The following is a 23,592-nucleotide window of genomic DNA, read 5'->3' on the forward strand; positions in this document are numbered from 1 at the left end:
CATAGTAGTTAGACATGAGCTATGCAGTAGCTTTGCAGTAAAATTACTCTACAACGCCAGCCTCCTCGCATTTGCCAATAAGCAAGTGTGCCTTCGCTATGGGGAGTCGTAGCCCTCCCTGCTGACTTCAAACAAGAAAACGTATCCATAGCTTCAAGTGCATCAGATGAATTAGCAACTATTAAGTTGCTTAGCACTAGCTAAGCAGTAGCTATGCACTAACTATGCACTAGCTATGCACTAGCTATGCAGCCCGCTAACAGACGGAATGGGAGAATGGGGCGCCAGCCCTTTTAGCAGTGAAGCTGCTTTCTATTGGCAATAGACTAGTAACGCACTTGCTAAGCAGTAAAACTACAGTTGCTAGGCAGTTGCTATTAAGTTGCTAAACGGCCAACGTGGAAGGACCTTGGATGCTTGAGGTGCCAATCACTCAACGAGGCTGGCCTCAGCAGGCAGGATGAAACCGCTGAACATGCAGCAGAAACGCAGTTGCAGTCATAGGAACAAACTCAAAGTAGGCGCTACCGAATGAGCAGCAGAGCTGATTCCCTTACTGAGCCACCGCATCGCAGTTGGTACAAATCTGCCGAAGGCTCCAGCAGCTCCGTAAGCAGTGGGCCGCTTCGTCATACGTTCGTTCATAGCTACGAATTGGCTGGCGCACTGTCCGTTCGCAACTTTTTCCTGCCACCGATAGGACCAGTGGAGTTGCGCTTACCCCTCGAATAAGTGCACAGAGCATAGCGCTAGAAAATGGCAGTGACATTACGGGGCGCAACGTTGGTACCTTCGGCATGCAACTTGCAGGAGAGGGGAGTTGGACTTTGGTCTTACCTCGTATCGGAGACAGGGCCGCTTATTCGCGCCTTCGAATTGAATATGTGCCCTCGGAATCTCAAACCTCTGTCATCTGATGGCTCTCACCGTATGAAAGACGTAAAGCCCAACATCTCAGTTCCAAAGAGAGTGTGAAGTAAGTATGCATTAGCTAAACAGTTGGAACACAGTACAAGGGCGTTAGCCTGGTTCAGACACTCTGAACATCAAGCCGATAGGCAGAAGAGAAAGTCGCTTTGACGGCTCGGCAAGCGGGTACAAGCACGCTAGAAAGGATGCAGGCATCGCCGTCGAATCGTGGGCGCTCCTCGGTACCCGGGCCGCAGCCAAAAGATCACTATGCGGCTACCCATATAGCCGCGTCATCAGGAGGCAACCAGTGCTCATCGCGCTCCAGGTCGAATAGATCGGTTTCCGATATCACCAGTTCCAGGACTCTGTACCTGTCGAGGTATGCGTGCCACTGGGCTCGTTCGGCGCGGTTGCGCCGTATTTGTTCCTGATAGTCCTCAAGTACTCCTAGCCGGGCTGCTAATGATCTGAGATTGAGGCTGGTGGTCCTCCATTGACCTCCGTCGCGTCGGACCATGCTTAGGGCTTCCATGTCTGCCAAGGCTCTGGCGACAACGTTTCGGCTGACGCCGGCTGTACGAGAGACGTCGGTTGTAGTGGGGGAGTGGTGGGCACGTTCAATTGCTTCGTAGACGAGGGCGGCGGGGTCTCCGAGGGCCCGAAAGACGGGCCGGATGGCGTGGATGCGGCCTTTGCGCCACGTTAGTTGACGGGCCAGGTCGTTGTAGTGCTCGGGTAGCTGAATGAGGTACACGTCGGCGGCCTTGTGCCGGGCGTCAGCGATCTTGGTCAGGATTCCGTCTGAGGCCGCTGCAAGGATTGGCAGGAGCCTGGCGATGGTGACGTGGTGTTTTCCCATCGCGGCTGCCAGTGTCCGGCAGCCGACGTCCAAGATGTTGGTTTCTTTGGCTCGCATGTACCCCAGGAGTCCACGGATCAGGAGGCGAAGGCTCAGGCCTTCGCGGCCGCGGGCCTGGAGCCTAGCGTCTAGGACAGCGTAGAGGATGTTTTCCAGGTCGTTCACGAGCTGGTGCACTGCGGGGGATGAGCTTTTGATGGCCCCCCCTGTGGGTAAGGTTTGGCTTGTGTTGTTAATAAGTGCATGCTTTTCCCCTGTTTGTTTGGGCATGCGTTTTTGACCGGTTGCTGTGAAGGCCTGGGCTTTGGTCCACTCGTAGCTGAGGAGGCGGTCACGCTTGTTGGCAGAGCCATAGAGGGCCGCTAGGCCCGGGAACTGTCCGGCGAGTTCGTTCTGCACCTGGGCAAGGGTCCAGCCGCAGGCGCTGAAGTGGTTCAGAACTGCCATGCGTGCTTCTGAGGGGCTTTTGTACCGGGTGGTGTCGTAGAGTCCGGTTCGAGCAATCCTGCGGAGGGGGGCTTCACTCGTAGTGGCCAGCGACAGCGACAGCGGCTGCATGTTGCCGGTGCGCTGTGAAGCGACGAGTTTTGCCTCACGGGCCTTCTGGGCACGCCGGCGGGTGATTTCGGGAGCCAGCAGTGCCCGGAGGGCTTCCAGGGCCGTGATGTCATTTCTGCGGCGCAGGATATCGTAGGCGTGGGCCAGGGGAGTGACCAGGGTTTGGTGCCCACCGGATTTGTGGGCGGATCCTGGAACGCGGATGCAGCCGTCGGTGATGTTCTGGTGTGGGCTGGGATCAAGGCTGGTGGCCGTCAGCGCTAGGGCTTCAACGAGTTCGCGCGCCTCGGTGGCACTCAGGCGATCGCGGAGGGGAACGTACAGGTGCCGGCCGCCGCTGGGGGAGAAGTCCTCTACGAAGGCAATTCCGCAGGACTGAAGCAGGACCCGGAGCCTTGCCGCGTCGGCGTCGACAACTCCTTTGAGGGCTTTGGACGTGTCAAGGTCCAGGCACAGGGTGGCGACGCTGCCGTGCATGTCGTGGATCATCACTGCCGCGGGAGCTTTCGGCAGGGATCGGGTAATTTTCGGGGCGTTGATCGGGCGTGGGTACTGGAACCTGGAACCGATCCAGCGGCCAGTCCTGTAGGTAGGTTGGCCCGCGATCAGGGGAGCAAGCCTCCACGCTTCAATCGGTGCCGATTGTGCAGCATCTTTCGGCCGCGTCGTTGTTGACGCATGTGGGTAGGGCTGTACCATAGACAGCAGTTACTCCTCTCCGGAGGGTACTAAAAATCCACCCACTGGGTGGGTGTTGGAAAAGTTCAGATCGGGTCCCGCCAAGAACGAGATCTGAACGTCATACTTAACGAAGGCCCGCCATGTGCGGGCCTTCAGTTATTAACTGGCCTTTGCGATAGGCAAAGCCTCCTGTTTTCTTCTCTCGAGTGCGTCAAGGTCGACTGCATCGATGTGCGCCGCCACCAACGGCGTCAGGTAATCAACCGCGTTGGTATCCAGAAGTTCGATAATGCACTGCAGTTTTTCGGCGCGCGTAATGTCGGGCTTTACAAGGAACGTGTGCCGTGGGCCCTTAGACGGGCGTCCACCCTGAGCGAGCTTTCGGAGTGCCATAAAGCCATCTAAGCGGTTTTTGTTATCGAAACTGCTGATGGTACTGGGCGTGTCGCTGTCTTTCTCGGTGCTAGCAGCAAGTTGCATGGAAGTGTTCTACATCCCCATGACGTGATATCCACCGTCGACGTGGACGATTTCGCCAGTGGTGGCCGGGAACCAATCGGACAGCAGGGCCACAACCGCGCTGGCTACGGGCTGTAGGTCCGTCCGGTCCCAGCCCAAGGGAGCGCGACTCTCCCAGACCCCGTCAGTACTCTCGATACCGTCGATGGCTGCCACGGTGAAATTATCCAGCGGGCCACATGCCACTAGGTTGCAGCGGATTTTGCGTTGACCAAGGTGGTAGGCGAGGTAGCGATTCGTCGATTCGTAGGTGGCTTTTGCCACTCCTGCCCAGCCATAAATTGGCCACACCGGCGTGCCATCGAGTGTGACGCCGACGATGCTCGCCCCGTCAGCGAGGACGGGGAGACAGGCTTTGGTGACGGATTGCAGCGACGCTCCAGAAATCTGGAGACTCGTCGAGAGGTCATCCCAGTCTGCTGTTATGAATCCAGGGCCGACTGCTTCTGGTTTGCTGGCGGAGATGCAGTGGATGATGCCGTCAAGGCTGTCTGCATGCCCCAGAATTCTGTTGTGAAGCGAATCCAGATCTTCTTGGTTGGTGACATCCAGCTCAAGAACCGGTCCGGGGGACGGAAGCCGCTGTACGATTTTTTGGGTGATCTTTGACCTGCGCCCGAAACCAGTAAAGATCAGGGTGGCACCCTCTTGCTGAGCGTGTTCAGCCGCGGCATAGGCGATGCTCCGCTCCGTGAAGATCCCTGTTACGAGGATGGTCTTCCCATCGAGAATTCCCATTACGAACCTTTTCCTACGGGGACGAGGCTCAACATGAGGTAGCGGCTGTGGCCTCCGTCGGTACCGATTGGTGCTACTGCGACTGCGAACTCCTGCCAGCGATCGGCCGTCGTTCGCAGCCTCACCCTGGTCGATGATTCAGGGCCCACTCGTCCTGCAGAGGCTTCAGCCAGATGGCGCTCGAAGCCAAACTTGTCTTCTGGATGAGCTAGCGCTGCCAGGTTGCCTTCGAAATCGGGTAGAAGTCCGAAGTCGGACCATCTATTTGAAGTCCGGAAGGTCACTTCCTGCTGCATGTCGATAGCGGCAAAGGCCCTGTCTGCTGCCAATGCGAAAAGGGCTTCGGCTACCAGGCCGGCCGAGACGGGAGAGAGTCCTGGAGTGACGACTTTGGTTGGGGAGTCCACTTCGCGACTGAATCCTCGCAGCATGATCGCTTCGGGGTATTCGGGGTCGTCGTAGGCCCTGGCCGACATTGCAATCTGCTTTTTCCCCGGGTTCGGACTTCCGTATCCGTAGACGATTTCATAGGAGAGCAGGTGTCGGCTTCGGTTGTTGACGGAGATGCCGCTGTCGATGACGAGCTTGATGGTGTCCCTGTCTTTTGTTGAGATGAGCTTTGCCAACCACTCGCCAGCGGGGCCGCGCTTGCTCTCGACAGTGGCCGGATCGATTCCATAGATCTTGAAGAGATTGGCGTCCCAAAGTGAAGAGTCTTCGCCGACGTTCTTCCCAGTTTGCTTGTGCACCCGCCACTGCCAGGTGCCCAGAAGCGGTGCGGTCGGGAGGGGGCGGCCAAGGTGCTCGAAAACGCCGTAGGCGCCCACAACCTGTTTACCGTCCGGAGACGCTACTGGATTGGCGACAACAGCGAATTCAGAAGCGCCGTAGCGGACAATACCCTCATAGGCCTGTCCCGAGGTGAGCACCGTCCTCAGTTTGTCGAGCAGAACAGTTCTGGTTCGTTCATCCAGCCAGTTCCTAGGGCTGATGCCGGGATGATTTTCGCCGCCAACGGCGAGCAGGGACATTCCGTCCTGCGTAGTATCCAGGACGACCCAGCGTCCTTTTGCGTCCATCGCTTGCTTAGACACGGGAAGCCTTTCGTTCTTGAGGGCAGGGTAACTCTGTCATCGCATGGGCCAACGGGCCTCCAAAGAGCGAACTCAACCGGATGCCGAGGTGTACGTGCCCACCGGCGGTCCTAATGATTCCAGCGGCTTCCAGCGTTGAAAGTTCATGACTAACAATGGAAGGACAGAGTTCAAGCCCTTCGGCAAGCTCCTCTGGCCGCTGCGGAGCCTGAAGCAGGTTCAACGCGCGGAGGATACGTAGGGAAGGGGTGGAAGCGGCGGCGCATACGGCAGTGAGTGCATCGGGGTGCATGACTTTAAGCCCTAACGAATTGAGGGTTGGAAGCCAGCACACCACTATCCAGCAGCACACTTGAAGTATGAGAGATGTAGGCCCCACAGCTTTCAGGGCCGCTTTGGACACTACCTGTAGAGTGCAAACGTGGGCAAGTTTATGGTCGGGTCGCCAGTAGCATTTGTAATTGGAGCAACGCGGGGGATTGGGAAAGCAACCGCTACGCGGTTCTTGGAAGAGGGCTATGTTGTAGCAGGCACTCACCGGGGAAGCAGCGTACCCGCGGGTGTTCACGGTATCCAGTGCGATGTTACTGACGCCGCCGCGGTGAAGGCAGCTTTCAAAGAAATCGCCGCTTCGTTCGGCCGGCTCGACACAGTTATCTATAACGCTGGCATGGCTCGTCAAGATCTTCTCATTCGAATGCGGGATGAAGACCTGCGGTCGGTCATGGAAACGAACTTGTTCGGTGCATTCACCGTTGTGCAGGAATCCCTTAAATACATGGGAAGGGCTCGCAGCGGATCCATTGTGCTTATCTCCTCGGAGTCGTCTCGGACGGGAATTCCTGGTTCGGCGCACTACACGTCTTCTAAGGCTGCTCTGGACGGGTTGGTGCGTTCAGCGATGTGGGAGGCGGGTCCGCGTGGGATCCGAATTAATGTGGTCGCCCCTGGGCCTACCAAGACCGACATGCTGGCCAAAGTCGAAGATGCTGATTTGGAGCGGCTTATAGAAAGTTCGCCTCTGAGACGGATTGCGGAACCTGAGGAAATTGCAGATGCCATCTTTAAGATCAGCACGCTTTCATACCTGACAGGGGCTCTCGTCCCCGTCAGCGGGGGCGAGGGCTTGGGTTACTAGCCGTCCTTGGGATCGCGCTTGGATTGAGGTTGTAATAGATCAATCCCGAGGAAGTCGTAGAGAGCTTTAGCCATTCGGTTGTACCGATCTTTGTTGACTTCCCACCTCGTGGATCTTCCTACACGCTCACCGCGCGGCGGATCCCCAATTAGGATGCCCAGATCTTCAAGCTGGTCTAGGTTCCTACCCACGAGGCTTGTGTCCAAGGACAATTCTTTGATCAGCGTCGCCCGGAGTGTCGGCCCCTTCGTATAGAGATAGCCAACGATCGCCAAGCGCGCAGGCGTGCTGATAACCCTTTGGGCCAGCAGGAGATCCTCTGACCAGTTCTCCTCTGGAAGGGCATATTTAGGCACGATTCCCATTTTGCCCTCAAACAGAGCGATTTTCATATTCCGTCCGCCCTCATCAGCTCCTAAAGCTCATTTCTCAACTCGTTTCATAGGTTCTTCAGCTTGTTTAATGCACTCATCATGATACCTTTTTAGCAGTGATGAATGCATTAAGCGAGCTCCTAGGCGCTTTGCTCTCCTTGAGCAGTGATCCAACGTCTCCTTGCATGGGCTAAATCACTCTGTTGCCAGCAAGTACTGAACGATGGAAGGCACACGGTCTGGGGGACGTGACGATGCAAAACAAGGCTCTAGGTCTGATTAGCGTTGCCGCCATCCCCGGACTTGTCCTTGGTGTGGTCTTCTCGTTGCTCCTGCTACTAGCGCCAGCGAAATCCTTGGCCAGCTGCGGATCGACAACCTCTGTTGCCTTTAGTGCTGGTACCGAGGTCGAGGGCTACACCGTGGAGCAACTGAAGAACGCCGCGGCGATCATGGGTGCTGGTAAGGCCCTGGACTTGTCCGTGAAGGGCCAGATGATCAGCGTCATGGTGTCCTTGGGGGAGTCTGGCCTGCGTGTTCTGGACTATGGCGATGGACCGGGCCCTGACTCCCGTGGGTTGTTTCAGCAGCGGGACAACGGCGCGTGGGGCTCCTACGCCGACCGCATGGACCCGACCATCAGCGCAACGAATTTCATCAAGGCCCTGCAGAAGGTCGAGGGCTGGGAGCTACTGGAGCCGACACTGGCCGGCAACAAGGTCCAGCGCAACGCCGACCCGTACCACTACCAGAAGTACTGGCCCGAGGCCGTCAAGCTCGTCCAGGCGCTCTCGGACGGGAAGTTCTCCCTGGAGGGTAGCGACTGCGCCATTCCGGGGAAGACTGGTGCCGGGGACGACTACCCGTGGAAGGACTCTCCGACCTGGGTTCAGATCGGAGCCAACGACGCCAGCACTTCGCCGTTGAACTTTTACTACCGGGAGTGCGTGGACTTCGCTCTCTGGCGGGTGAACCAGCAGATGGGGTCCACCGGGGAACCGTTCAAGTTCCTTAACGGCAGCTTTCGCCCCGACGGCCAACGTTTGGGCTCTGCCGTGACGTGGAAGTCCGGCTGGGACGCCAAGGGCTGGCCTACCGGTTCCGTCCCCCGTGTTGGGTCGGTCGTCTGGTACGCGCCCGGCACCGGGGGAGCGGACCCGACATACGGTCACGTCGCGGTGGTGAAGGAAGTCAAGGACGACGGGACCTACGTCGAAGAGGGCTACAACGGCAACCCGCCCCCGGATGACCACAACTACTACACCCGCACTGTCAGCAGCGATGTCCCGTCAGCGTTTCTGTACCTGCCCACCCAAGAGGAGAAGTAATGAAAAAGCCCCTGGCCCTCATCGCCGTGGCCTTGCTCTGCACCGCGTGCGCACCGGCAGCGAACACGACGCCTGCACCGGATGAAACCACGGCAGTCACGCCTTCTGCGCCCGTTTCGCTGAGCGTCAGCAGCGGCCCGCAGGCTCCAGGGGGCACGGTGCCGGCCACGATCGGCATCACCTGGGATGAGGCCAGTAAGGACGCCGCCATCGACGTTGCTGAGCAGGCCATGGCCGACTTTGCCCGCCCTGGCGTGGAGGAAAGGCAGTGGGCCAACGATCTTGCCCGCTGGCTGACCCCGCAGGCCACTGCCGACTACTCGGCCGTGGACCCGGTCAACATTCCGGCCAGCCGCGTCACCGGCCCGGCCACGCTGAACGTCGATGAAGCCAACGGATACGGCGTCATGGCAGCTGTTTCCACCGACGCCGGAACCTACACGCTGCAGCTGCTCCGCACGGGCAAGGAAGCTCCGTGGAAGGTCAACCGCTTCACACCACCCTCGTCCTAAGCGCTGGAACTGCCCAACTCACACGTAAAGGAAGAAGCCCATGAGCACCACATCCACCGAGGTCCTGGCCTTTCCCAATATCAGGGCCATCGTCCGTGAAAACGGGACCGCCGAGGTCGTTGTCGCCGGTAACTCCCGCATCGTCCCTGCCGGGGAATCCCTGCAGGATCTTCGCAACAACGCCCTTGCCCTCGTTGTGGGCGAGGCCCAGACGTTGAACCGTCCCGTCAGGGCTCAGATCGAGGATCCCGAAGGACACGGTGAACTGATCGTGCACCCGGACAACAGGATCGAATCCGTCTCCTACGAGGCACACCCCGCCCGCCGCAGGGTAGTAGCAGCGGAACCTATGCCCGAGCCGCCAGCTCCCAAAGTCCTTGAAACCCCGGCTCCCGCGGCTGAGTCTGTGGATGCTCCCGCGGCTGAGTCTGTGGATGCTCCGGCGGCTGAGTCTGTGGATGCTCCGGCGGAGCCTACGGCTGCTGCCGTCGCCACGGTGGGCCAGCCGTGGCCGCCCAACTCCGTCGCGTCAGAGACGACGCCAGCGCCGGCAGATGCCGTGAAGGAAGCACCGCCGACCCGGCGCAGCTTGAAGGAAACCTCGTTCCTGGTCAGCGCCCCGGTCCTGGAGCCGGCCACGCAGGGCTGGCGGGGTGCGCTCACGCGCCTGGGCCTCCGGATGGACCCGTCCGCCGAAGAACGGTCCGAGCGGGAGGATATCCGCACGGTCAGCCAGCACTGGCCCGGTCCCCGGACCATTGCCGTGGTCAACCGCAAGGGCGGCGCCAACAAGACCCCCACGGTCGTCATGCTCTCGGCCATCCTCGCCCGCTACAGCGGGGCCTCCACCGTCGCCTGGGACAACAACGAATCCCAAGGCACCCTGGGCTGGCGGACGGAAAAGGGCGCCCATGACCGGAGCGTCCTGGACCTGATCGACTCCTCAACCGAGCTGCTGTCCCCGTCCACGAACGCTGCCGAGATTGCCAAATTCGTTCACCACCAGACCGCCGACAAGTTCGATGTCCTGCGCTCCGACGAGAACGAGGAAGGCGACCATGAGATTACTGCCGAGGAAGTGGACATCGCCCACGAAGTCCTCACCCGGTACTACCGGCTGGTGGTCATGGACTCGGGCAACACCGCCCGCGCAGCGAACTGGCGACGGATGATCCACCACACGGACCAGCTCGTTGTCCCGGTGACCGCCATCGAGGACCGTGCAGAAGCCGCGCGGCTGACGCTGCAGACCCTCGAATCCCGGGGCGGCCACGACGCCGAGCTGGCCCGTAACGCCGTCGTCATCGTCTCGGAATCCACCGACGCCAAGCGAACTATGTCCGGGGATGCCTTGAAGCGGGCCAAGGACGAAGCCCAGCGCATCGCTGACGGCTTCGAGCCGTTCGTCCGCGCCGTCGTGAGGATTCCCTACGACCCGGCTCTGGTCAACGGCCCCATCCGCTATGAAGCCCTCCAGCCCGCCACCCAGCGGGCATGGCTGGCGGCTGCAGCCGCGGTCGCCAAAGGCTTCTAAACCACACGAGCTGACTTCCGAAAGGAGGAACCATGCACCAGTCCCTGAACCCCTGGATTACCAGCCCCGGCACCGAAACGCCGGAGGAGGAAGCACTGGACACGTACCTGCCCCCAGCGGCAGTCATCAGTGCCCCACTAACCGGCATGGTCGAACCCGACGCAGCGGACCGGCTGGCCAGCCGCACAATGGCCGGTTCCGCCGCATTGTGGGTCATCGGCGCTCACGGGGGAGCGGGCGAAAGCAGAATCGCGGACCTCCTTCATGGACGAGCCACAGGGCACTGCTGGCCAGTCCTCCAGGACGAAAGCAAACCACGGGTCCTGCTGGTCTGCCGCGCAGACATGCGCGGTCTGACAGCCGCCCAGAGTGCGCTGACCCAATGGGTGTCAGGAGCAACGCCGAAAGTTGAGCTGCTCGGCCTCGCGGTTCTTGCTGACGCGCCGGGGAAGACTCCCAAAGCACTCCGGGACTTCACCGCCATCGTCGGCGGGGGAGCGCCACGGCTATGGACCCTGCCGTGGGTAGAGGGTTGGCGGCACGGGGACACCACGGCACCGCCGCCCCGTGAGTACCAAGGCTTCATCACCGACCTGGCCGCTCTGGCCATCGACACCACTAAACCAACCACCAACTGAAAGGTCTCACCATGAACTACTTCTCCGCACTTGCAACTGGTGTCATCCCCAACCCCACTCCGACCATCCCGGCAGAGGCAGACGGGTTGCTCCTGGTCCTGAACTGGGCCTCCGGCATCGGCTTGGTCCTCGGCGTTCTCGGCGTCATCATCGTCGGCATCGGCATGGTCATCCAGCTCCAGCGCGGCGAAGGCGCACAAGCCATCGGCAAGCTCGGCTGGGTCCTCCTGGGCTGCATCATCATCACCGGCGCCGCCGGCATCGTCCGCGCCTTCGTCTAAGCCAACACCAACACGGGAGGTTCGCATGAACCAGTCAACAGAGAGCACCACCGAAAGCAATCCGTTCACCAAACCCGGGTTCATCATTGCGGCCGCGCTGGTGGTCGCGCTGATCGCATCAACCATCGTGATCTTCCTTCTCCCCAAGGGGCAGGGCAACGCGGAGCCGGCCCCTCCGTCGGGGGAGCCCACCGGGTCTGTAGCAGCCACCCCCAGCGCGTCGGCTGGGGCTGAGGCAAGTGTCTGCGGGCTCCCCTCATCTTCGGAAACCGCTTTGGGCGCTGCGCCGGAGACGAAGTGGGAACTCGTAGGAAGCATGGCTGCCCCAACTGACCCCAAGGTTGGTCCAGGGAAGACCGATGATCAGGGCATCCGGTCCTGCTTCGCCCACACACCCACGGGTGCACTATATGCTGCGGTGAATCTTTGGGCTCTGGGTAGCGATCCCTCCAAGGAGCGAGCCATCGCCCAACAGCTTGTGGCTAAGGGAATCGGCCGGGATGCAGGAATGAAGGCACCGCAAACCGCCGCCCCGCCCTCGTCCGTGAAGATCCAGATAGCTGGATTCAACGTTTCGTATACATCTGCCCAAGCTGTGGTTGAACTGGCCTTCACGGCAGATAATGGTGCGCTTGCTTCTGTAAGGACAAACCTGCTTTGGCAGGACGGTGACTGGAAAGGAGTGGTAGCCGACAACGGCGCACCCCTGGAAGAACCCCGCCAAATCCGTGATCTCTCAGGCTTCATCCCGTGGAGCGGAGCATGAAGCCCGTATGGAACCCGGCAGGAGATTGGATAGCGGGCATCACTGATGATGCGATAGGGAATCTCGCCAAGGCCATCATGGAGGGCATGAGTCAGATGGTGACGACTCTATCGACCTTCTGGGTTTCAATGCCCACGGTGAACCTGGCGAGCGAGGACGGGACAAATCCAAGCCCGGTTGTTTCTGCGGTCAACAGCGAACTAATGCCATGGACGCTGGCTCTGGCGGTTCTCGCCGTGATCCTCGGTGGAATCCGGATGATTTGGGAGCAGCGTGGTGCACCGCTCAAGGACCTGCTCCGTTCGCTGCTCACACTGACATTGGTGTCCGGCCTGGGTCTGGGTGTCATCTCGATTCTGGTGATCGCGGCCGACACTTTTTCTGTCGCCATCATTGAGCGCTCTACGGACGGCAAAGGATTTGCCGAGGCGATGAACATGCTCGTCGTGACGGGCCAGACGGACGTCGGGGTGTTCATCCTCATCATCCTGGGCCTGGTCGGGCTAATAGCTTCGCTGGTCCAGATAGTCCTGATGGTGGTCCGCAGCGGCATGTTGGTAATCCTGGCGGGCATCCTGCCCACCACTGCAGCGTTCACCAACACCGAGATGGGTAGGCAGTGGTTCCAGAAAGCAGTCGGCTGGACCATCGCCTTCATCCTCTACAAGCCCGCGGCGGCCATCGTGTACTCAGTCGCGTTCCTTCTGATGGGCAACCCGGACGGGCAGGACGCCCTGGTCGGCTCGATCACAGGGTTCACGTTGATGATCGTTGCCCTGTTCGCGCTCCCGGCGTTGATGCGGTTCGTGACACCGATGGTTGGTGCCGTTGCCTCGGGCAGCGGAGCCGCAGCAGGGGCTGCCGTTGGTGCCATGGCCACTGGTGCTGTGTCCTTGGGCCGTGGCGGCAGCGGCAGGGGAAATGCAGCCCCGATACCTCCCACGACCAACAACACCCAGAGCCCGAACGGTACCCACACCATCAGCTCGCCTAAGGGCAGTGATGGACCATCCGGGCCGCGGGGTGGGGGAGGACAGCCCACCCTTGGAACGCCGGGTCTCGGTGGACCCGCAGGCGCTGCTGGCGCCAGCAAGGCAGGGACCGCGGGGGCAGGCGGCGGGGCAGCGGCAGCTGGCCCGGCTGGGATGGCTCTGGCGGCCGGGGCGCACGTGGCGACCAAGACGTCGCAGGCAATTGAAAAGACCGCGCAGGATTCAACCGGGGAGGGCCCCAGTGGCAGCAATTAACACCGAATACAAGGAACCGTCCTACGGCAACTGGCGCGTACCGCGCTCGGCCGGGCTGGGCAACCTCGGCGCTATCGGCACCGGGATTGTTATGGCCGGGCTGTTGCTGGGCATCACCACCTTCGCTATCTGGGGCCTGTTCCTGGGCCTCGCTGTCCTCGCCCTTGCAGGGGCAAGCGCCCTGTTGCTCACGGTCAAGGACAAGCACGGCCAGTCCGCTGTAGACCGCTTCGGCACCCGGATGGCCTTCCGGCTCTCCCGGTCCTCCGGAACAAACCTCTACCGCTCCGGCCCTCTGGGGGTGACGGAGTGGGGCATGTACCAGCTCCCCGGACTGGCGGCGAAGTCCACCCTGTACGAGTTCGCCGACTCCTACAAACGCCCGTTCGCCATGCTTCACGTACCTGCCACCAGCCACTTCACCGTCATCTTCTCCACCGAACCCGACGGGGCCTCTCTGGTTGACCCTGAGCAGGTCGACGCCTGGGTCGCCAACTGGGGTGGTTGGCTCGCCGGCCTTGCCGACGAAGCCGGGCTGGACGCCGCTGCCGTCACCGTGGAGACCGCCCCCGACTCCGGGTACCGGCTCCGGAACGAAGTCGAAATGAACCTCGACCCCAACGCACCCGAGTTCGCCCAGGCCATCCTGCGCGAGGTCGTCGACACCTATCCGGAGGGATCAGCGACGGTCCGCGCCTGGGTGTCCCTGACCTTCAACGCCTCCCTGCGCTCCGGGTCGAAGAAGCGAACACCCGAAGATGTGGCCCGCGACCTTGCCTCCCGGGTCCCCGGGCTGTCAGCCCGGCTGCAGTCCACCGGCGCCGGTATCGCCCGGCCGATGTCAGCGCAGGAACTCTGCGAAGTCGTCCGCGTCGCCTATGACCCGCCCGCTGCTCTGATCATTGATGAAGCCCACGCCGCCGGTTCCCCTGTTGCCTTGGCCTGGGGCGAGGTCGGCCCCACCGCCACGCAGGCGAATTGGGACGGCTACCGCCACGATTCCGCGTTCTCTGTCTCCTGGACCATGACCGGAGCCCCTCGCGGGTCCGTGAACTCCTCGGTCCTGTCCCGGCTGCTGGCCCCCCACGGGGACATTGACCGCAAACGCGTCTCCCTGCTCTACCGTCCGATGGACTCCGCGAAGGCTGCCGCCGTGGTGGAGCGCGACCAGAACAACGCCAACGTCCGCATCACCTCCGTAGGCCGGCCCACCGCACGCGACCTGGTCGATGCCCGCTCCGCCGTGCAGACCGCCCAGGAAGAAGCCCGAGGTGCCGGCCTGGTGAATTTCGGGATGGTCGTCACCGCCACAGTCACCGACAGGGAACGGCTGCCTGATGCCGTGGCCGCCATCGAACAGACCTCAGGCACCGCCCGGGTGCTGCTGCGCAGCGCCTACGGGGCACAGGACACCGCGTTCGCCGCTTCCCTGCCGCTGGGATTGGTGCTGCCCAAGCACAGCATGATGCCACCCGAAATCAGGGACGCCCTCTAATGGCACTCAAGGACGTTTTGCCAGCAATGACAGTAAAGCCAGTAAAGAAAGTAAAAAGCACTCCAAAGGACAAGCCGGGTAAGCGGCCGAATGAGGCCGGGCCGGGTGCCCGTGGCTGGGCCGGACGTGGGGGCGGGATGGCGCAGCTCGTCCCCTCGGTGAAGGAGTACCGGGGAACCACGGTCCAGGTTTGCGGTCTGTGGCCGTTCTCCTCCGGTGCGTCCTCGCCCATGATCGGTGTGCCGCTCGGACGGCATGAGGAAACCCAGGCCACGGTCTGCTGCGACCCGATCAGCTGGTTCCAGCGTGCCCGCCTCATCTCCAACCCTTCCGCTTTCATCCTTGGCAAACCCGGGCTGGGCAAGTCCACCCTGGTCCGGCGCATGTTCCTGGGCCTTGCCGCCCAGGGCGTCAACCCCCTGGTTCTCGGGGACCTGAAAGGCGAGCACGTCAAAGCCGTCGAAGCTCTCGGCGGGCAGGTCATCAAGCTCGGCCGCGGTGTCGGCTACCTGAACATTCTCGACCCGGGCCAGGCCGTCGAGGTCGCCCAGCTCCTCGAGGAGCACGGCCATCATGAAGCGGCCACCCGGGTCCGTGCCGATGCTCACGGCCGCCGGTTGAACATGGTCGTCTCACTCATCACGATCAGCCGGAACAACCCGCCCACCGATCAGGAACAGACCATCCTGGACCGGGCGCTGCGGGTCCTCGATGACCGGTTCGACGGGATCCCGGTCCTGAAAGACCTGCTGGAGGTGATTGTCTCCGCACCTGACGAGCTGCGGCAGGTCGCTTTGGACCGTGGCGACATGAACGTCTACCTGCGGGAGACCCGGGCGCTGGAAGCAACCCTGCTGGGTCTGACCGGGGGAGGGAAGCTGGGAGAAATCTTCTCCCAGCAGACCACAAACCCGATGAAGCGGGACCGCGCCGTGGTCTTCGACGTCTCCAGCATCGACGAAACCGAAACCGACCTGCAGGCCGCCGTGCTGCTGGCCTGCTGGTCCTACGGCTTCGGCACCGTGAACGTCGCCAACACCCTCGCCGACGCCGGGCTGGAACCACGCCGGAACTACTTCGTGGTCCTGGACGAACTATGGCGGGCGCTCCGCTCCGGCAAGGGCATGGTCGACCGGGTCGACGCCCTCACCCGGCTGAACCGGTCCGTCGGTGTCGGGCAAATCATGATCTCCCACACCATGTCCGACCTGCTCGCGCTGCCGGCGGAAGAGGACCGGATGAAAGCCCGCGGCTTCGTCGAACGCTCCGGCATGGTGATCTGCGGCGGCCTGCCCGCCTCAGAAATGCCGCTCCTGACCTCCGCGATCCCGCTCTCCCGGCAGGAGCAGCAAAAGCTCATCTCCTGGCAGGACCCGCCAGCCTGGGACTCACGCGGCCTCGACATCGAGCCCCCGGGCAGGGGCAAGTTCCTGATCAAGGTCGGCGGCCGCCCCGGTATCCCCGTCCAAATCGGGCTGACCTCGATCGAGAAGAACGACGGCCTGAACGACACCGACACCCGCTGGCACGCACCGGCGAAAACCCTGATGGACCAGGCAGCACCATCACTGCCGACAGAAGGAGGAACACTGTGAGCGCACCGAACCGCAAAGGAATGGGCCTCGAAGATGCCCTGCTGGTCTGGCTGGCCATCGCTGCCATCGTCGTCTTCGGCGGCGGGACCTACGCCGCCGTCCACCTCGGGTCCTGGATGGCGGGCATCACCAAGCCCCCAGCTCACCCCATCGACCTCATAGCCGGCCTCATCAAAGGCCGGATTCCCTGGCCCACCCAATCCACCATCGTCGTCTGCGTCATGGCCGCCCTGATCCTCGCGCTTGCCATTGTCGTGCTCGTGGCCTGGCGGAAAGGGGCATCCAAGCGTGCCCGTGTCGACAAGGCGGCCCGCTACCTGGGCCGCGGCAAAGCCCTCGACGCGTTCTCCGAAAAAGGGGCGCAGGCCAAAGCCGACCGTCTCGGGATCAACGACAACCCAGGGATCGTCGTCGGCAAGGTCGTCTCCACCGGACAGAAGTTCGTCCAGTCATGGGAAGACCTCAGCCTCGACATCTGGGGACCCCGAACGGGTAAGTCCACCTCCCGGGTGATGCCCGCAATCCTGGACGCGCCCGGCGCCGTTGTCTCGACGTCGAACAAGCGTGACGTCGTGGACGGCACCCGCGGCGTCCGCGAGAACGCGGCCCCGGTTTGGGTCTTCGATCCGCAGAAGATCGCCCAGGAAGAACCGGACTGGTGGTGGAACCCCCTCTCCTACGTCACGGACGAAGAGAAGGCCTACAAACTCACCCAACACTTCGCTGCCGGCTCACGGGTGCCCGGCTCAAAACCGGACGCCTACTTCGACCCCAAAGCCGAGGACATCCTTTCCTCGTACTTCCTCGCCGCAGCCCTCGGTGGCCTGCCGATCACCCAGGTCTACCTGTGGGTGACAGAGCAGGTCAGCCAGGAACCCATCGAAATCCTCCGGGAGCACGACTACGAGCTGCAGTACAAAGGCTTGGAGTCCACGCTAAAGCTGGCCGACAAACAGCGCGACGGTATCTTCGGTACCGCCGAAAAGATGATCCAGTGCCTCAAGAGCCGGAACACGCTCCGCTGGGTCGCCCCGACAGGCGGCGCAAGCGTGGCAGGGGATGCGCGACGGCAATTCAACCCGCACGCCTTCGCCGCCTCCCAGGAAACGATCTACATCCTTTCCAAGGAAGGGGCAGGATCGGCCGCCCCGCTCACCACAGCGCTGACCGTGGCAATCGCCGAGGCAATGGAGGAACGGGCCGAGCGCAGCGGCGGGCGCCTGCCCAAACCGGCACTGTTCGCCTTGGACGAGCTGGCCAACGTTGTCAGGTGGGCTGGCCTGCCGGACCAATTCAGCCACTACGGCTCAAAAGGACTGATCGTCATGGGCATCCTGCAGTCCTGGTCCCAGGGCGTCGAGCTCTGGGGAGAGGCGAACATGCGGAAGATCTGGTCGGCCGCGAACGTCAAAGTCTACGGCGGCGGCGTCGCCGAGGAAGGGTTCCTCCGCGCACTCTCCGACCTGATCGGAGACTACAGCTACATCAATATCTCCGTCTCCTCCGGGAAGTCCGGATCCAGCCGCTCCCGGCAGGAGGCCAAGGAACGGATCTTCGACGTCTCCAACCTGGCCGAGCTGGACCGCGGCCGCGCCGTGATCCTCGCCTCCGGCGCACCAGCCACCCTGGTCAGGACCATGCCCTGGTACACCGGCCCCCACAAAGAAGCCGTCGAAGCATCAATCAAAAAGTACAGCCCCCAGCCGGAGGAAGAACCGGTACCGGTGGCAGCGGCACCGGCCGCCAATCCCTGGGTCACCGGGTAGGGGAGCAGGGCATGACGATCGACATCGGCCGGTTCGGCGAAGCACCCGGCCCGGACGTAGAGGCACCCGGGGATAACCCCGGCCAGGAGCAGAAGCCGCCGGAACTGGTTTACGGTTCAGCCGAGGAATTCCTTCACGAGCAACTGCTGCCCACCTACGTCCGCGACGTCGACGGACGCGCCGCCAAATGGTGCCTCGAGTGGTACTTCCACCCCGAAGCGGTCTCCCGGGTGGAAGCTCTCTGGCGGTCCTGGGAACACCTCCGGCTCGACGGGGCAACCGGCATTAGCGTCTGGTTCAGAGACCACGCGGACCATCACATGGGTGTGCTATTGGACCCACGGGGACCGTTCTATAAATGCGACATGCAAAAACACCGCGACCCCGAACACCTCGAACCCAAAAAGGCGCCCGCAGGCTGGTTCCCGGACGTCCGGACTATTCCTGCCTGAAAGGCATCAGCTGCACGGCTATTTGTAGCCGCTACCAAAACAATCAGGGCCGGAATCCGTAATGGATTCCGGCCCTTGATTCTTGTTTTCCGGCTTTAGTGCGCGGCTTCGTACTTCTCTACAACGTCCGCCTGGATACGGCCGCGCGTGTTGACCTGGATGCCATTCTCGGCCGCCCACATCCGCACCGCCTTGGCATCAGGGCCTCCATGCGAGGACTTGGTACGGACCGCGGGGCGACCACGACCGCCGGCCACTTTGCGCCCAGCTTCGGTAAAGCGAGCCAGAGCGTCACGTAGTTCATTAGCGTGCCCCTCGTTGAGATCAATTTCATATTCACTGCCGTCGAGGGCGAAAGATAGGGTTTCGGTAGCTTTCGAACCGTCAATATCATCTTCCAGCAGCACGACTGTCTTTTTTGCCATGAATTAAGGCTATCAGTCTGCTGACTATCGCGATTCCTCACTTATCCAGACCGCCGCTCGGAATGCGAGCAGTCCACAGTTGGGGGTCAATCCGGGTTATCCACGGCTGGAATCGGGAGCCCTTGGGCAGCTCCCTTAGCAGCAGTAGCGGTGGAATAACCCATCAGGATTGTCCCCGGCTGTGGGCAGCGAAACCTTCTATCCAAAGGCCCATGGACAATTGCGCAACAACTTGTTGCGCACAATCGCTGAGGCCCCCGGCAACATCAGAGCGGCCGGCTGTCAGGTTTGAATCTAAGACTAGGGCTAGGGGACTGTAAGAAACCGCCCTCACGACCCTATTCTGACGCTCCTCTGGAAGCTGCCTGACGTCAGGTTGGGGTGTACCTAACCGGACCGTCTCCCTGCCCGTAAGCCAGGCTCTCTCTGCACGGGCGCCAGTAGCACGAGCCGTGGTGGCAGGGGCATCTCAAGGGAGTGAGTCCGGAAACCCGAGTTCAGAAACAAAGTTGGACACAACCTGCAAAGGTTGTATCTCCTGACGCCAACGAGTCCGCAGTCACGAGTGTTGATCCAGCGTTGCCCTTGACCACGTACACTTCAGACTATGACGCAGCCCATACCAGGTGTGCGCCCGAACGGCTTGACCCGGTTCTCGACGGCGGGGTTGCCCGAGGCACGGCGGATCGCAATGTGGGAAGAGCACAATGCGCGCGCCCTGGTCGGGCTGCAGGCCCGAACACTGGCGGGTGGCGGGTTGAAAGCTACCGAGCTGAATTTGAACCTGCCCCGGCTGCAGGTGGCCCAGGTTTGGGGCAATCCGCACGTTGTAGAACGGTCAGCGCGGGAAATTGCTGCGCATCCAGCTGATGCCGTGGTCGCGTACTTCACGTTGGAGGGCGAGGGCTTCTTCTATCACCAGGACGGCTGCGAAATCCTCAGGCCGGGCGAGGCAATCCTCTATGACGCGGACCAGCCGTTCATGCGCGGATTTTCGCACGGATTGAAGGAGCTGGCCCTGAAGATTCCCCGCAGTACCCTGAGGGAACTCACGCGGCAGTCTGGGCTGAAACGCCCCAAGGTTTTTGGCTTCCATGGCCCCCAGGCGGAGCGTATATACGCCGGCGCCCTGGCCTCTTCCCTCGGTGCCGCGTTGTCCGGACGGGCCGGGGACTGGGACGAACTAGAAAACACGGCGCTGGAACTGCTCGCCGTCACCCTCGGCGCTCCCGCAGGACCGGCCGGACATCTGGCCGCTGCGCAGGCATTTATCTCTCTTCAATCCGCAGATCCGCAGCTGTCGGCCGGGCGAATTGCTGCAGCCGTCGGCATTTCCGAACGCCAGCTCTCACGCATCTTCGCGGAGGGTGGCACCAGCGTACCGCGAGCTATTCTCAATGCGAGGCTAGAGGCGGCCCGGCAGCAGTTACTCTCCCCGGCAGCCGCCCGGATTCCTCTGAGCGCCCTGGCGCTGCAGCAGGGGTTTGCCTCGCAGGCGCATTTTTCTCGCGTCTATAAGGAGAAATTCGGCCTCTCCCCGCTGCAGGACCGCCGGTCCGCCAGCGACTAATGAGTCATATTGTTGGAGCATCCTCTCCTCTTGGTCAGCCGAACCTTACAGGCGAGTATTGTGCTGCAGGTCATGAGGGTGTCCGACGTGACTTTTTACCCCAATCCGCCCAGCTTTTGCTTGATTCCGCCGATAACGGCGCGACACCGCTTGGCTGCGGAATGACCTGAAACACTCGGAAGTAGTCCGGAACAAGACCGGCTGTTGAAGTGGAGTGTAAGCAATGGTGCTTTTCAATGACGGGGTCTCTGAGACCGAGATCCCAGACTCAGCCGTCGTTGAGACGGATGTCCTTATCGTTGGCTCAGGCCCGGCCGGGTCGTCGGCCGCGCTTTTCCTGTCCTCGTTGGGCGTGCCCAACATTGTGATCACGAAATACCGGTGGACGGCGAACACGCCCCGGGCGCACATCACGAACCAGCGGACCATGGAAATTTTTCGAGATCTGGGCATTGAGGACCAGGTGCTGGCTGACGCGACTCCGCATCATATGATCGGGGACACCGTCTTCTGTACCTCCATTGCAGGGGAGGAAATCGGCCGAATCCTCACGTGGGGCAACCATCCCGCGCGTCACGCGGACTATGAGCTGGCCTCGCCGTCGCTGAACTGCGATATCCCTCAGACGTACCTGGAACCGATCCTGGTCAGGAATGCCACCATGCGCGGGACGCAGACGCAGTTCTCCACTGAGTATGTCTCGCACCAACAGGATGAGGACGGCGTGACTGTGCGGGTGCTGAACCGGCTCACCGGCCATGGCTACACCATCCGCGCCAAGTATTTGATCGGGGCCGACGGTGCCCGCTCCAGGGTGGCCGCAGACGTGGGACTGCCCTACGAGGGGCGGATGGATATTGCCGGTTCGATGAATATCACTTTCAAAGCTGACATCGCAGAGTTCGTAGGGCACCGGCCCTCGGTGCTGTATTGGGTCGTTCAGCCCGGCTCCAACATCGGCGGTATCGGTGCCGGCCTGGTGCGCATGGTCCGGCCGTGGAACGAATGGCTTATAGTTTGGGGTTTCGACATCGCCCACGGCACCCCCGAGGTCTCCGAGGACGATGCCCGGCAAGTTGTCCGGAACCTGATCGGCGTACCTGACCTGGACGTGGACATCACAGGCATCTCACTCTGGGGAAACAATGAGCAGTACGCCACCCGGCTGCACGCCGGCCGCGTGTTCTGTGCCGGCGACGCAGTCCACAAGCACCCCCCGAGCAACGGGCTCGGCTCCAACACTTCCATTCAAGACTCCTACAACCTGGCGTGGAAACTGGCCGCTGTGCTCAAGGGCCAGGCCGGGGTGGAGTTGCTGGAAACCTACACCATCGAGCGGGCGCCCGTCGCGAAGCAGATCGTGACCCGGGCGAACAAGTCTGGCCGGGAGTTCGGCAAGCTCTTCGAAGCACTCGGCATCGACAATGCCGAAACTGCCGAGGAGATGAACGCCCTGATCGAGTCGCGCAAGAACAACACCGCCGAAGGGGCCGCGAAGCGCCAGGCCATCCACGCGGCCATGGAGATCAAGAACTACGAATTCAACGCCCACGGGGTGGAACTCGGCCAGCATTACGACTCCTCAGCCATCGTCCCGGACGGAACAGAGAAACCGGCACCTGCTCGCGATCCTGAGCTGTACTACGAGCCGTCTACTTATCCGGGCGGGCGACTGCCACATGCCTGGATCGGAGATAACGTGCACAAGCACTCCACGCATGATCTGGCACCTTACGGCCAATTCACGGTTTTCACCGGCATCACCGGTGAGGACTGGACAACTGCCGCGCAGAAAGTTAGCGAGCGGCTCGGCGTCACGATCGGGTCCGTCGTCATCGGCCCGGGACAGGACGTCACCGACCTGTACTTCGATTGGGCCAAACTGCGTGAAGTGGCCGAAAGCGGTGCGGTACTGGTCCGTCCAGACAAGCACGTCGGCTGGCGCGCGGACCGCTTGGCGGACGACCCCGAAGGTGCCCTTTACGCCGCCGTCGCCGCAATCCTGAACCGGGAGAACTGACCCATGAGCCTGACTTTTGAGCATGTGACCTTGGGCCAGCGCGTTCTCTTCGGCACCGGCAATGCCGCTGCGAACCTTGCCGCCGAGGTCGCCCGGCTGGGCGCACAGCGGGTGATGGTCATCGCCTCTGACTTCGAGACCGACATAGCCCGTACAGTCGCTACCGGCATCGAGGTGGCACTGTGGCACCACGATGTGGTGATGCACGTTCCCATCGAGACCGCCGAGAAAGCACGCGCCGCCGCGGCCGGGCACGGCATCGACCTGCTCGTGAGCGTCGGCGGCGGCTCGACCACAGGCTTGGCGAAGGCCGTGGCGATGACTACCCGAATCCCGGTCATCGCCGTGCCCACCACCTATGCCGGATCAGAAGCGACCAACGTGTGGGGCCTGACCGAGGCATCCCGGAAAACCACCGGGGTGGACGACGCCGTACTGCCGGTCACGGTCATCTACGACGCGGCCCTGACCCTGTCCCTGCCGGTAGACATGTCCGTCGCCTCCGGCCTGAACGGCATGGCCCACTGCATCGACTCGATGTGGGCGCCCCACATGGACCCGATCAACGCCGCACTTAGCGCCGAAGGCATCCGCGCCCTCAGTTCCGGCCTGCCCTTGATCGTGGATGACCCTACCGGAACTGAGGGACGCGAGCAGGCTCTTTACGGTGCGTACCTGTCCGCGGTCGCGTTCGCCTCCGCCGGGTCCGGGCTGCACCACAAGATCTGCCACGTCCTGGGCGGCACGTTCAACCTGCCCCACGCCCAGACCCACGCCACCGTGCTGCCCTACGTGCTGGCCTTCAACTCTCCCTTTGCTGCCGACGCTGAGGCCCGCATCGCCGCAGCGTTCGGCACCGCCGACGCCCTCACCGGACTCCAGAACCTCCGCAAACGCCTGGACGCGCCCAAAGCGTTGTCTGATTACGGCTTCACCGCCGACGGGATCGCTGAGGCCGTGACCGTCATTCTCCCGGCCGTCCCGGCGTCCAACCCGCGCGCCGTCACCGCAGAGAACCTCAGCCGCCTCGTCCAGGCGGCCCTGACCGGCGAAGAGCCCCAAGTCCTTTTGGACCTCTAACTCGGGTTCC

General features: G+C 61.9%; 22 protein-coding genes. 15 read left to right on the plus strand and 7 right to left on the minus strand.

The window, feature by feature from the left end; all coding sequences use genetic code 11:
• Positions 1–1,177: 1,177 nt before the first annotated feature.
• The 5 genes from ACHL_RS22820 to ACHL_RS24975 all read right to left on the minus strand — a co-directional run bounded on the left by ACHL_RS22820 (position 1,178) and on the right by ACHL_RS24975 (position 5,653).
• Positions 1,178–2,806 carry a hypothetical protein gene (locus ACHL_RS22820; RefSeq protein WP_244266602.1) on the minus strand — a complete coding sequence of 543 codons (1,629 nt, stop codon included), beginning with the start codon at positions 2,804–2,806 and terminating at the stop codon, positions 1,178–1,180.
• 363 nt (positions 2,807–3,169) lie between these two features.
• A complete protein-coding gene (locus tag ACHL_RS22825) occupies positions 3,170–3,490 on the minus strand; it encodes a hypothetical protein (protein WP_012623540.1) in 321 nt (106 codons plus the stop codon).
• A 9-nt stretch (positions 3,491–3,499) separates the two neighbouring features.
• On the minus strand, positions 3,500–4,267 hold the full coding sequence (gene fabI, locus ACHL_RS22830; RefSeq protein ID WP_012623541.1) for an enoyl-ACP reductase FabI: 768 nt from the start codon (positions 4,265–4,267) through the stop codon (positions 3,500–3,502).
• Positions 4,267–5,361 carry a hypothetical protein gene (locus tag ACHL_RS22835; RefSeq protein ID WP_157672520.1) on the minus strand — a complete coding sequence of 365 codons (1,095 nt, stop codon included), beginning with the start codon at positions 5,359–5,361 and terminating at the stop codon, positions 4,267–4,269. Before ACHL_RS22835 ends, fabI begins: the two co-directional genes overlap by 1 nt.
• Positions 5,354–5,653, minus strand: coding sequence for an ArsR family transcriptional regulator (locus tag ACHL_RS24975; RefSeq protein ID WP_081434862.1), 300 nt, complete (start codon positions 5,651–5,653; stop codon positions 5,354–5,356). The genes ACHL_RS22835 and ACHL_RS24975 overlap by 8 nt, the downstream gene beginning before the upstream one ends.
• Positions 5,654–5,782: 129 nt before the next feature.
• Between ACHL_RS24975 and ACHL_RS22840 the strand changes: the two genes are divergently transcribed.
• Complete coding sequence (locus ACHL_RS22840) at positions 5,783–6,499, plus strand: SDR family NAD(P)-dependent oxidoreductase (RefSeq protein WP_081434863.1); 717 nt, start codon at positions 5,783–5,785, stop codon at positions 6,497–6,499.
• Here ACHL_RS22840 and ACHL_RS22845 read toward each other — a convergent pair.
• Positions 6,496–6,891 (minus strand): helix-turn-helix domain-containing protein, encoded by a 396-nt coding sequence (locus tag ACHL_RS22845; protein ID WP_012623544.1) that lies wholly within the window; start codon positions 6,889–6,891, stop codon positions 6,496–6,498. The two genes, ACHL_RS22840 and ACHL_RS22845, sit on opposite strands and share 4 nt — an antisense overlap.
• 236 nt (positions 6,892–7,127) lie before the next feature.
• Here ACHL_RS22845 and ACHL_RS22850 point away from each other — a divergent pair, with 236 nt between their 5' ends.
• The 11 genes from ACHL_RS22850 to ACHL_RS22900 all read left to right on the plus strand — a co-directional run bounded on the left by ACHL_RS22850 (position 7,128) and on the right by ACHL_RS22900 (position 18,487).
• Positions 7,128–8,201 carry a CHAP domain-containing protein gene (locus ACHL_RS22850; RefSeq protein ID WP_012623545.1) on the plus strand — a complete coding sequence of 358 codons (1,074 nt, stop codon included), beginning with the start codon at positions 7,128–7,130 and terminating at the stop codon, positions 8,199–8,201.
• Positions 8,201–8,713: a hypothetical protein gene (locus ACHL_RS22855; protein ID WP_012623546.1), complete on the plus strand. Its 513-nt coding sequence runs from the start codon at positions 8,201–8,203 to the stop codon at positions 8,711–8,713. Before ACHL_RS22850 ends, ACHL_RS22855 begins: the two co-directional genes overlap by 1 nt.
• A gap of 40 nt (positions 8,714–8,753) precedes the next feature.
• Positions 8,754–10,247, plus strand: a complete 1,494-nt coding sequence (locus ACHL_RS22860; RefSeq protein WP_012623547.1) for a MinD/ParA family ATP-binding protein — start codon at positions 8,754–8,756, stop codon at positions 10,245–10,247.
• Between the two features lie 32 nt (positions 10,248–10,279).
• A complete protein-coding gene (locus ACHL_RS22865) occupies positions 10,280–10,885 on the plus strand; it encodes a DUF6668 family protein (protein WP_012623548.1) in 606 nt (201 codons plus the stop codon).
• Positions 10,886–10,896: 11 nt separating this feature from the next.
• Positions 10,897–11,166 (plus strand): hypothetical protein, encoded by a 270-nt coding sequence (locus ACHL_RS22870; RefSeq protein ID WP_012623549.1) that lies wholly within the window; start codon positions 10,897–10,899, stop codon positions 11,164–11,166.
• A 25-nt stretch (positions 11,167–11,191) separates the two neighbouring features.
• Positions 11,192–11,932 (plus strand): hypothetical protein, encoded by a 741-nt coding sequence (locus ACHL_RS22875; RefSeq protein ID WP_012623550.1) that lies wholly within the window; start codon positions 11,192–11,194, stop codon positions 11,930–11,932.
• Positions 11,929–13,179 carry a hypothetical protein gene (locus tag ACHL_RS22880; RefSeq protein WP_012623551.1) on the plus strand — a complete coding sequence of 417 codons (1,251 nt, stop codon included), beginning with the start codon at positions 11,929–11,931 and terminating at the stop codon, positions 13,177–13,179. Before ACHL_RS22875 ends, ACHL_RS22880 begins: the two co-directional genes overlap by 4 nt.
• Positions 13,166–14,674, plus strand: coding sequence for an SCO6880 family protein (locus ACHL_RS22885; protein WP_012623552.1), 1,509 nt, complete (start codon positions 13,166–13,168; stop codon positions 14,672–14,674). The genes ACHL_RS22880 and ACHL_RS22885 overlap by 14 nt, the downstream gene beginning before the upstream one ends.
• 137 nt (positions 14,675–14,811) lie before the next feature.
• Positions 14,812–16,269: a helicase HerA domain-containing protein gene (locus tag ACHL_RS22890; RefSeq protein ID WP_012623553.1), complete on the plus strand. Its 1,458-nt coding sequence runs from the start codon at positions 14,812–14,814 to the stop codon at positions 16,267–16,269.
• Positions 16,266–18,035 (plus strand): type IV secretory system conjugative DNA transfer family protein, encoded by a 1,770-nt coding sequence (locus tag ACHL_RS22895; RefSeq protein WP_012623554.1) that lies wholly within the window; start codon positions 16,266–16,268, stop codon positions 18,033–18,035. The genes ACHL_RS22890 and ACHL_RS22895 overlap by 4 nt, the downstream gene beginning before the upstream one ends.
• A gap of 11 nt (positions 18,036–18,046) precedes the next feature.
• Positions 18,047–18,487, plus strand: coding sequence for a DUF4913 domain-containing protein (locus ACHL_RS22900; RefSeq protein WP_012623555.1), 441 nt, complete (start codon positions 18,047–18,049; stop codon positions 18,485–18,487).
• A 95-nt stretch (positions 18,488–18,582) separates the two neighbouring features.
• Here the strand turns inward: ACHL_RS22900 and ACHL_RS22905 are convergent, their stop codons facing one another.
• Positions 18,583–18,912 (minus strand): histone-like nucleoid-structuring protein Lsr2, encoded by a 330-nt coding sequence (locus ACHL_RS22905; RefSeq protein ID WP_012623556.1) that lies wholly within the window; start codon positions 18,910–18,912, stop codon positions 18,583–18,585.
• 607 nt (positions 18,913–19,519) lie between these two features.
• On the opposite strand from ACHL_RS22905, the gene ACHL_RS22910 reads away from it, so the two are divergent.
• The 3 genes from ACHL_RS22910 to ACHL_RS22920 all read left to right on the plus strand — a co-directional run bounded on the left by ACHL_RS22910 (position 19,520) and on the right by ACHL_RS22920 (position 23,582).
• Positions 19,520–20,482 (plus strand): helix-turn-helix domain-containing protein, encoded by a 963-nt coding sequence (locus ACHL_RS22910; protein WP_050767227.1) that lies wholly within the window; start codon positions 19,520–19,522, stop codon positions 20,480–20,482.
• A 223-nt stretch (positions 20,483–20,705) separates the two neighbouring features.
• Positions 20,706–22,502 (plus strand): FAD-dependent oxidoreductase, encoded by a 1,797-nt coding sequence (locus tag ACHL_RS22915; protein ID WP_009358117.1) that lies wholly within the window; start codon positions 20,706–20,708, stop codon positions 22,500–22,502.
• Between the two features lie 3 nt (positions 22,503–22,505).
• A complete protein-coding gene (locus tag ACHL_RS22920) occupies positions 22,506–23,582 on the plus strand; it encodes a maleylacetate reductase (RefSeq protein WP_009358118.1) in 1,077 nt (358 codons plus the stop codon).
• The last annotated feature ends 10 nt before the right edge of the window (positions 23,583–23,592 follow it).

It is taken from the genome of Pseudarthrobacter chlorophenolicus A6 (assembly GCF_000022025.1).
Taxonomy (GTDB): domain Bacteria; phylum Actinomycetota; class Actinomycetes; order Actinomycetales; family Micrococcaceae; genus Arthrobacter; species Arthrobacter chlorophenolicus.

Excerpts from the sequence above, each read along its gene's own strand:
- ACHL_RS22825 (WP_012623540.1), bottom strand. The coding sequence starts at position 3,490 with ATGCAACTTGCTGCTAGCACCGAGAAAGACAGCGACACGCCCAGTACC.
- ACHL_RS22910 (WP_050767227.1), top strand. The coding sequence starts at position 19,520 with ATGACGCAGCCCATACCAGGTGTGCGCCCGAACGGCTTGACCCGGTTC.
- ACHL_RS24975 (WP_081434862.1), bottom strand. The coding sequence starts at position 5,653 with ATGCACCCCGATGCACTCACTGCCGTATGCGCCGCCGCTTCCACCCCT.
- ACHL_RS22875 (WP_012623550.1), top strand. The coding sequence starts at position 11,192 with ATGAACCAGTCAACAGAGAGCACCACCGAAAGCAATCCGTTCACCAAA.
- ACHL_RS22880 (WP_012623551.1), top strand. The coding sequence starts at position 11,929 with ATGAAGCCCGTATGGAACCCGGCAGGAGATTGGATAGCGGGCATCACT.
- ACHL_RS22855 (WP_012623546.1), top strand. The coding sequence starts at position 8,201 with ATGAAAAAGCCCCTGGCCCTCATCGCCGTGGCCTTGCTCTGCACCGCG.
- ACHL_RS22905 (WP_012623556.1), bottom strand. The coding sequence starts at position 18,912 with ATGGCAAAAAAGACAGTCGTGCTGCTGGAAGATGATATTGACGGTTCG.
- ACHL_RS22845 (WP_012623544.1), bottom strand. The coding sequence starts at position 6,891 with ATGAAAATCGCTCTGTTTGAGGGCAAAATGGGAATCGTGCCTAAATAT.
- fabI (WP_012623541.1), bottom strand. The coding sequence starts at position 4,267 with ATGGGAATTCTCGATGGGAAGACCATCCTCGTAACAGGGATCTTCACG.
- ACHL_RS22920 (WP_009358118.1), top strand. The coding sequence starts at position 22,506 with ATGAGCCTGACTTTTGAGCATGTGACCTTGGGCCAGCGCGTTCTCTTC.
- ACHL_RS22850 (WP_012623545.1), top strand. The coding sequence starts at position 7,128 with ATGCAAAACAAGGCTCTAGGTCTGATTAGCGTTGCCGCCATCCCCGGA.
- ACHL_RS22865 (WP_012623548.1), top strand. The coding sequence starts at position 10,280 with ATGCACCAGTCCCTGAACCCCTGGATTACCAGCCCCGGCACCGAAACG.
- ACHL_RS22900 (WP_012623555.1), top strand. The coding sequence starts at position 18,047 with ATGACGATCGACATCGGCCGGTTCGGCGAAGCACCCGGCCCGGACGTA.
- ACHL_RS22870 (WP_012623549.1), top strand. The coding sequence starts at position 10,897 with ATGAACTACTTCTCCGCACTTGCAACTGGTGTCATCCCCAACCCCACT.
- ACHL_RS22820 (WP_244266602.1), bottom strand. The coding sequence starts at position 2,806 with ATGCACGGCAGCGTCGCCACCCTGTGCCTGGACCTTGACACGTCCAAA.
- ACHL_RS22860 (WP_012623547.1), top strand. The coding sequence starts at position 8,754 with ATGAGCACCACATCCACCGAGGTCCTGGCCTTTCCCAATATCAGGGCC.
- ACHL_RS22915 (WP_009358117.1), top strand. The coding sequence starts at position 20,706 with ATGGTGCTTTTCAATGACGGGGTCTCTGAGACCGAGATCCCAGACTCA.
- ACHL_RS22890 (WP_012623553.1), top strand. The coding sequence starts at position 14,812 with ATGGCGCAGCTCGTCCCCTCGGTGAAGGAGTACCGGGGAACCACGGTC.